Here is an 8,145-nt window from a genome sequence, read left to right as displayed (position 1 = left end):
CTTGATCGGCAGCGAGTTTAAAATATTTAATAGCCTCTTGCCCTGATTGTGTAATACCCTGCCCATTGGCATATATGACTCCAAGATTATATTGAGCATCTGCATGGCCTTGATCGGCAGCGAGTTTAAAATATTTAATAGCCTCTTGCCCTGATTGTGTAATACCCCSYCCATTGGCATATATGACYCCAAGYTCGTATTGGGCATCTGCATCACCTTGATCGGCAGCGAGTTTAAAATATTTAAAAGCTTCTGCATCTGATTGTGTCACACCACAGCCTTCATCATACATCAATCCGAGTTTGTATTGAGCTTTTGCATCGCCTTGGTCTGCCAAAAGTTTAATTGGTAAAAATGAGGGAGAAGAAGAGTAAATAATTTTACTTTTTTTACCGCTCCAAAAAGACTTCCAATCTTCTCGAACGCTTTCAGAAAAAAGCCCCAATCCTAACGTACATAAAGTCTTAAAAGCTACATATATTCCAATTCCAATTCTACGCTTTAAAAGGTATGTTTTTTCAAAGCTTCCTAAAAGAATATATGTTTTACCATTGTTTATTGTACTTTGGTTTAATTTTGGATCTGGGCTAGAAGAAAGAGCAGAGTAGTTGCTAGGAGCATCGCCATCTATATATTTTAATTGCATAGAATTCTATTTTTTAATTTATTAGTTAATTTTATGATATTTTGTTTTTCTTATTAAGAAGAAAATATATTTACATAATTTACAATTTAATTTTTATAATTAATCATAAAATTATAATTAAATATAAATTTAAAGATATTGCTAAATAGGTAAGGTTCTCAATTATCTATGGTTATCACAAATAAAATATTTTATTAAGCCAATGGGATTAGTTAGCTTTTTAGAAAATGAAAGTGTTTTCCTTACAAGTCTTGCACACTTTGTCTTAAGAGTACAATGAATCTTTCAAGGTAGCTTGTCTGACCAGATGGCTTGCTAACTGGGTTGATGTTGGCTCCAAGAAATAGTTTCCTAATAAACATTAAATTGATCAGTGAAATAGAGGGCTTTTTTTTAAGGATTCAAGCCGTTTTGCAAAAAAAGTCCAGCGTTTTTTAAAGGATCCACTAGCCTAGCAAGCACTTGGCAATTTTTTTATGGAAGACAAGCTATAACCACTGATCATTTTCAACTCATCGTTCTCATGACAAGTGACTTGGGTCTTTAAATCTTCCCTCAAGTAAATCATTGATAATGAAATCAATAAAATCTAGCAGCCATGGCATCCTTACCTCAAAAATTCTACCAACTCTAGGAAGAAACACTCTTTCTCAAAGAGCGTTTCTGGCAAGTTCCTTTGTGTGTTCGTTAATGATTTTAGCTTCATTGTTTTTTTAACTCTATTGATTATCAAAATACTAGGATTTATTGATCGAGTTGATCCCAACTGTGAATAATTCCTTTCATATCCTCTTTCAACATTGCATTGAGTTGCGGCTGGGTAACCATTTTCCGAAATTCTTGTCTTAAACGCTCATCTTGTAAACCTATGCAAGCTAAAGCCAAATAAGTGGAGAGGCAAGGTCTTTTTTGAATATCTTCGTTTTTTAATAGATTAAAACATGTATTTGCAACTTCAGGATTTTCTTTAAAAGCAAGTAAGCCAATCGCAGCACGTTCATTATCTTCATTCAGAGGTTTCCCGCAAACAACTTTTAATAAAAAAGCCTTTGCAGGATCCCCAATTGCTTTGAGCGCTCTAAGTATTTGTTCATCTGCAAAAAAATCTCCTTGACCAAGCGCTTCAAATAAAGAAATAATAGCTCGTTTGTCTCCAATTTTACCTAAACATTTAACTACCAAAGAGGGTAGCAATCCATAGCCAGGAAAAATTGGATCATAAAATTGCTCATTGCCCAAACATTCAATAAGAAGAGGAACAATTTTATCTTTCTCCGCCACAATGGCATTCACTTCTTTTTCTGCTTCTTCGTCTTCAGTTAAAATTAAATCAGCAATCAATCGAGGAAAACGATTTTGTTGATTTTGAATTTCATAAATAGAACGTAAATTTTGATACGTTGCTCTCGCGTCAGCCACTTTTTGCGCTTCCGATGCTGTAAAAAATAAAGCTGCTAAATTTTCTTTCATTTCAGCTTCAAGAGTTGCCAATCGTTCAATTCTCTCAATTGTAAAGTCAGGCTGAATTCCTTTTCCTTCTCCTTTATAATAATCTAACATGACAGAAAAGAGACCGCCAAAATGAGCGTCTCGATGCATTAAAATTTCATGATCCATTGCATCTACTAAAGGATAATGTTCAAATGGTTCGCCTGATTCTTGCATCATTCACCTAATTACTATTCGCTGTTAACAATTGCTTTTTTTTGATTTGCACGCATAAGAACTAAATTTGCGTTATAGCTAGATCTAACAAAAGGTCCACAATAAAGATGGGGTATTCCTATACTCAATCCATATTGCTCATATTTTTTAAAAATATCGGGATGAACAAAAGATTTTACAAGAAGTTTTTGCCGATTAGGTTGTAAATACTGTCCGATGGCGACAATTTCACATCCTACCCTTTTTAAATCTAATAATGTTTCAAAAATTTCTTCCTCAGTCTCACCTAACCCCACCATTATTCCCGATTTAACCTTAAGCTGGGAGTGATATTTCTTTTGAGCAGCTTGTTCAAGTACATTTAAAGTTCTTTCATAAGTGGCTTTATGTCTAACACGTGGAGTTAAACGACGAACTGTTTCAATATTATGATTAAAAATTTCAGGTTTAGCCTGTAAAACAAGGCTTAGAGCCTTTCGATTTCCTTCAAAATCTGAAGTTAAGACCTCAATAGTTACATCTTCATTGGTTTGCCTAATCGCGTCAATGACCTCGACGAGATGAGAACTTCCTCCATCAGACAAATCATCTCGTGCTACCATTGTGATTACAACGTGCTTTAATCCTAACTGCTGGACAGATAAAGCAACTCTCGACGGTTCACTTCGATCTAGGGGTTTAGGATTTTTTGAAAAGTCTATATCACAAAAACCACAGTTACGTGAACACTCTTTACCCATCACAAGAAATGTGGCAGTTTTTTTAGTCCAACATTCTAAGAGATTGGGACATTTAGCCTCTTCACAAACAGTGTGTAAGCGATTTTGGTTGATGACTTGCCCAGTAATCTGAAGTTGATTTCCTTTAGGAAGTGGCCGGTGCAACCATGAAGGAAAGCGGCCAAGCCCTACCACGCCATCTCCAGTATTTTCAGGATTATCTGGTAAAATATTTAAGCGACGAGTTTTTGGAGAGTTTTCCATCACAGCAGTCCTTTAAAAATTGAATCTTATCCCTTTTTTTGCGTTTTAGGGGGTAAGTGCAAGGGTAAGCCTTCCCCTAGTAGTGCTGTTTCTAGCCAAGCTTCCGGTAGAGTAGGATGGGCATGGATGGTTTCTGCCACACATTCCACGGTTAATTCGTTCGTAATAGCTAGAGTCATTTCTGCAATCATTACAGAGGCTTCATAACCAACAACTTGAGCGCCAAGAATCTGTCCTGATTTTTCTTCGACAACAATTTGGGCAAATCCTTCTGCCTGCAAAGCAGCTTGAGATTTTCCAAGCGCCTGAAAAGGAAAGCTCGCTAACTTAGCTTTATATCCTCTTTTCGTCGCTTCTTCAAGTGATAATCCGACTGTTGCGATTTCAGGATGAGTAAAGATTACGGAAGGAATCGCGTGATAATACATACGACTACTTTTTCCACAAATTTGGTCTGCTGCTATAAGGCCTTGGTGAGAAGCAACGTGAGCTAACCACCACTTCGATGCAATGTCCCCTACCGCGTAAATACCATCAACGTTTGTTTGCATTTTATCATTGACAGCAATCATCCCATTTTCTTGAACTAAAATACCTGCTTTGTCAAGTCCAATGTTTTTAGTATTGAGAGAACGACCTACTGCGACTAAACAACAGTCAGCAACGTAATGTTTTCCTTCTTCTACTTGAACTTGTATTCCCATCTCAACTTGTTCAATTTTTTGAACTTTTACACCTGTTTCTACTTGAATACCTCGCTTAATAAATGCTTTTGTCAATGCTTGTGATACTTCAATAGCCTCAGTCGAAATTAAACGTGGCAACAATTCTAAGATTGTCACATGGACACCAAGAGTGGCATAAAGAGAGGCAAATTCACAGCCAATGACTCCCCCTCCAACGATAATAAGTTTTTCAGGAAGAGTTTTCATGGCTAGCAGTGAGGTAGAGTCATGAATGCGTTCATAGTCAAATGGGAAAGCTGAAATATTACGCGGTTCTGATCCTGTCGCGATGATAATTTGATCGGCGGTAATACTTGTATTATCCTGACCTTTGATTTTAATTTCTCGAGGGGAAATAAATTGTCCAAATCCTTTAAAAACAGTAATTTTATTAGTTGCCATAAGCCCTTCTAAGCCTTTACGCATTCGTTCAATCACTCGGTCTTTATGGAAAGCAAGTTGAGCATAATCGATATTAACTTCACCCACATGAATTCCAAATTCTTTCGCTTCATGGATGCGATCAACAACTTCTGCTCCAGCAATTAAAGCTTTTGAAGGAATACACCCCCTATTTAAACAAGTACCACCCAATTCTTTGGCTTCAATCAATGCAACAGATTTACCTTGTTGTGCTGCTCGAATCGCAGCTGGATAGCCGCCAGGGCCTCCTCCAAGAACAGCCACATCGAATTTTTTTATTTCCATTATTCTCTCCTTCGATAAACTTGTCACTAGAGTTAAAACTTCCTAAATTTTTAATTAGCATAAACTCTAAAATGAGATGTTTAGCATATACAATTGTCAATTCAGAATCATCATACTTCTTTGAAAAATTTGGAAATAAATGCATCAAACAAGAAGAAAATAAGATCTCAAATAGTCTTTCCATATAAAAAAACTTATTATTAAAATAAAATAAAGATCTAAATCTACCTCTAAGTTAACAAAAACAAAAAAAGAAAGAAGAAAAGTCTTTTAAAAGTGCATTTAAAAGACTTTTCTAAATAATAATATTAGAATTCGTTTTTTCATAGAAAATGATTCTAAAAATTAGCTATTTTTGCTGTTTTCAACAATCTTTAAAGGCTAAAAACAACTTTTTTATTTACTTAAATTAAATTAAGTTAAAAATCACAATCAACTAAATAATAACAACTTAAGTTAGATATGCAATTCTATTTAATTTGGACTTGACAAAATTTATATGAAATTTTTCTCTAATGCTTGCGTTTTGATAAAGAAAAAGATAATATGTCAATAGGTGTTTATAATCCTTCTACATGGAGATCGGAGCATCCCAATAATAAGTTAAAAAGTTAAATATTTATATAAGATTAATAGGGCGTTTTAATGAGCGCAGTACCTAAAAAAAAGTTATGTTGGAATTGTGAAGGAAATGTCGCAAAAAACGTAGATAATTGCCCCTACTGCGGAGTATATATTCACGCTGTAGATGAAGAAAACTCAGGTTGGAGACCATCTTACCACTCATCGGAAGAAGAAGAAGAAGAAATTCCGACTCCTCTCTACCAAATCCAAGAAAATGAACAAAACGAATTTCAATCTAAGGAACAGACCGAATTAGCTGAAGGATCGTTTGTTACGATAGAAATGTCTTGGACTCTTCTCAAAAAAGACATTTTACCTACTTTATTTTTGATGTCAGGATCTATTTTTTTCTTGTTTGGAGTCGTTCTGCTTCTTTTTTCACAAGAAGGAACTCTTACCCTCCAATGGAAGAGCCATTATTGGAGTGTTTTTTTAGGTCTTAGCCTCCCTTTTATTTTTTTAGGTTGGAGATTTTTACAGACGCTGGAAAATGAGTAGAATTTCCTCAAATGACTCTCTAAATTCTATTATTTTGCAGATAATAAATCTGGATGAATTTATAAAAACTCACTCAAGCTTGATTATTAAGACCATAGGACCCACAAAGTTATGGTTGCCGGAATAATAGCCATTCCTGTGAATAAAAGTCCGTAGTACGTATAAGTTGAAAAAGTAACAGAATACCCATTCTTTTCCAAAAAACTCACTGCGACTATATTTGCTGATGCACCAACAGGAGTGATATTTCCTCCCAAACAAGTTCCAATAAATAAAGCAAACATTAAGAGAGACAAAGAAAAATCCGTATTATCCGCTACCTGTTGCACGACAGGAATCATGGCGAGAAGATAAGGGACATTGTCGACAAATGCTGATATGATTAAAGAAATAAAAATTAAAAAAAAATAAACCATCAATAGATTAGGAGGAACATGACTCACAATCCACTTTGCTAAAGCGTCCATCCACCCCTCTAAACGAACAGCTCCGACTAAAATAAATAGAGCCATCAGAAAAAAAGTTGTCTTCCAATCTAACGTCTTGAGAATCTGTTCTGTAAATACCCATTTAGGGCCTAAATGGTGCCAGATCAATCCTATTATAGCCAAACCCATTGAAAAAGATCCTACCATCCAAGAAGAATCTGGATCAAAAGGAGAGCCAATAGATAATCCTACAATCAAAATCACTAACAATAATGAAGGAATCCAAGATTTCACTTTTTCGAGTTTGATCAATTCAGCAGGTTGTTTAAAATTTCTGAAAAGATAAAAAGCCAGCCACAGTGTAAAAAAAGCACCCACTTGCACAATAAAAAAAATACCAGGCTTTCCTAAATAAACAAAAAAATCACCAAAAGTCATTTTCATATAAGTGCCTAAAATCATACTAGGCGGATCCCCAATCAACGTTGCAGTTCCCTGTAAATTGGAAAACATGGCTAATAAAATCAACGGTTTTACAGGTGAAATTTTTAATTTTTCGCAAAGCGCCAAGGCAACTGGAGCGATTAACAAAACAACAGCCACATTTTCAACAAACATAGAAATAATGCTTGATAAAAGAAAAATACTAATTAAAGCGCTTCTTACTGTTTTTGAACGGTCAACTAACCATTCCGCAAACACAGCTGGGACTCGCGAATACAGAAATAACTCTGCCAAAATCAATGTCCCCATGAAAAGCCCCATAACGTTCCAGTGAATTTCATGAAAAGCCGCTAACAACCCTATTTGTTGTAAAATAATTAAAGCAGCAACGCCTATTAATGAAATCATCGCTTTATGCTGAGGAACTAAGACAAAGCTAATATAGCAGGCTACAAAGATCACCAAAGAAATCATCATGCCTCAATCAATTAAATAAAAATTTGTTATACACAAAATCTCTTCTTGATTAAAACATAAATTGTCATCCAATGTTTTAAAAATACTCTTATAACCACGATTTTACTATTAAGGTATATATGATTTTATTTGAATTTGATGAAGAAACTCCCTTTTTTCCAATCAAACGTTTTAAAGAAATTCATGATATTCAAATTAATCTTCCGATCATTCAAGATGAGTTGATCGAAAATAAAGTTTGGCTCCGATGGGGTAGTGATACCTATGATCAATCAGGTCATTGTCAATTTCTAAGTGGGAATTGGACTGTTTTTCCCATCTATTTTGGGAACTATTCAGGTCACGGAATGGAAGTCAGTGCAGGCTTAACTTTAGAGCAAAGGGAACAAGTATTAGATTCTCTTCCTATCCGATTTCCTAAAACGACAGCTCTTTTAAAACATTTCCCTAGCATTAATTTCGTCGCTCTTTCAAGGCTTCATCCCCACAGCGACTTAGCCCCTCATCGACACAACAATCCTCTCTCATTTATTTGCCATTTAGGATTAATTATTCCTGCTGAAGAACAATGCGGATTAAAAGTCAAAGATCAAACCTTCATTTGGAAAAAGCCAGGTGATGGGATTGTTTTTAATGACAACTTAGAACATAGCGCTTGGAATTATTCTAATGAAGAACGTATCATTTTGTATATTGACTTCAGAAGACCTTTAGAAACATTTAAAAAATAGTTACTAAGGCCTCTTTTCCAATTTAAATTTTCAATGCTGGAAGAATGTGGCCCAATGAATGTGACATCGAAATTTGTTGAATAAATTCCTGAAAATTACTCATTCGAGGTGATTCAAACTTTTGAGAAAAACATTTTCAATGACATTTCTATTGGGGATATAGATTCCATTGATAAAATTAATAGCTTTTCGAATGAAAAGTTACTTAAGAAAAAA

At 35.0% G+C, this 8,145-nt stretch carries 7 protein-coding genes and 1 pseudogene; 2 read left to right on the top strand and 6 right to left on the bottom strand.

Annotation, left to right across the window (positions count from 1 at the left end):
* The 5 genes and pseudogenes from TY19_RS11565 to lpdA all read right to left on the bottom strand — a co-directional run.
* Positions 1-646: tetratricopeptide repeat protein (locus TY19_RS11565; protein WP_079979213.1), on the bottom strand; the 646-nt coding region annotated here is incomplete at its 3' end.
* A 162-nt stretch (positions 647-808) separates the two neighbouring features.
* A pseudogene (locus TY19_RS12655) lies at positions 809-1,359 on the bottom strand (IS1 family transposase); the annotation flags it as partial.
* A 31-nt stretch (positions 1,360-1,390) separates the two neighbouring features.
* Positions 1,391-2,311: a HEAT repeat domain-containing protein gene (locus TY19_RS03805; protein WP_042280359.1), complete on the bottom strand. Its 921-nt coding sequence runs from the start codon at positions 2,309-2,311 to the stop codon at positions 1,391-1,393.
* A 14-nt stretch (positions 2,312-2,325) separates the two neighbouring features.
* Positions 2,326-3,294: a lipoyl synthase gene (gene lipA / locus TY19_RS03800; protein ID WP_079979212.1), complete on the bottom strand. Its 969-nt coding sequence runs from the start codon at positions 3,292-3,294 to the stop codon at positions 2,326-2,328.
* 26 nt (positions 3,295-3,320) lie between these two features.
* On the bottom strand, positions 3,321-4,727 hold the full coding sequence (gene lpdA, locus TY19_RS03795) for a dihydrolipoyl dehydrogenase (RefSeq protein WP_042280357.1): 1,407 nt from the start codon (positions 4,725-4,727) through the stop codon (positions 3,321-3,323).
* A gap of 645 nt (positions 4,728-5,372) precedes the next feature.
* Between lpdA and TY19_RS03790 the strand changes: the two genes are divergently transcribed.
* Entirely contained in the window at positions 5,373-5,849 is a 477-nt protein-coding gene (locus tag TY19_RS03790; protein WP_042280355.1) for a hypothetical protein, read from the top strand.
* An 86-nt stretch (positions 5,850-5,935) separates the two neighbouring features.
* Here the strand turns inward: TY19_RS03790 and TY19_RS03785 are convergent, their stop codons facing one another.
* Positions 5,936-7,198, bottom strand: coding sequence for an ArsB/NhaD family transporter (locus tag TY19_RS03785; RefSeq protein WP_226988478.1), 1,263 nt, complete (start codon positions 7,196-7,198; stop codon positions 5,936-5,938).
* Between the two features lie 119 nt (positions 7,199-7,317).
* On the opposite strand from TY19_RS03785, the gene TY19_RS11560 reads away from it, so the two are divergent.
* Complete coding sequence (locus TY19_RS11560; protein WP_052354760.1) at positions 7,318-7,929, top strand: aspartyl/asparaginyl beta-hydroxylase domain-containing protein; 612 nt, start codon at positions 7,318-7,320, stop codon at positions 7,927-7,929.
* The last annotated feature ends 216 nt before the right edge of the window (positions 7,930-8,145 follow it).

It is taken from the genome of Candidatus Protochlamydia sp. R18, from assembly GCF_000648255.1.
GTDB lineage: Bacteria > Chlamydiota > Chlamydiia > Chlamydiales > Parachlamydiaceae > Protochlamydia > Protochlamydia amoebophila.
Note: the sequence above shows the minus strand (reverse complement) of the source record. Positions and strands in the feature narration are given on the sequence as shown.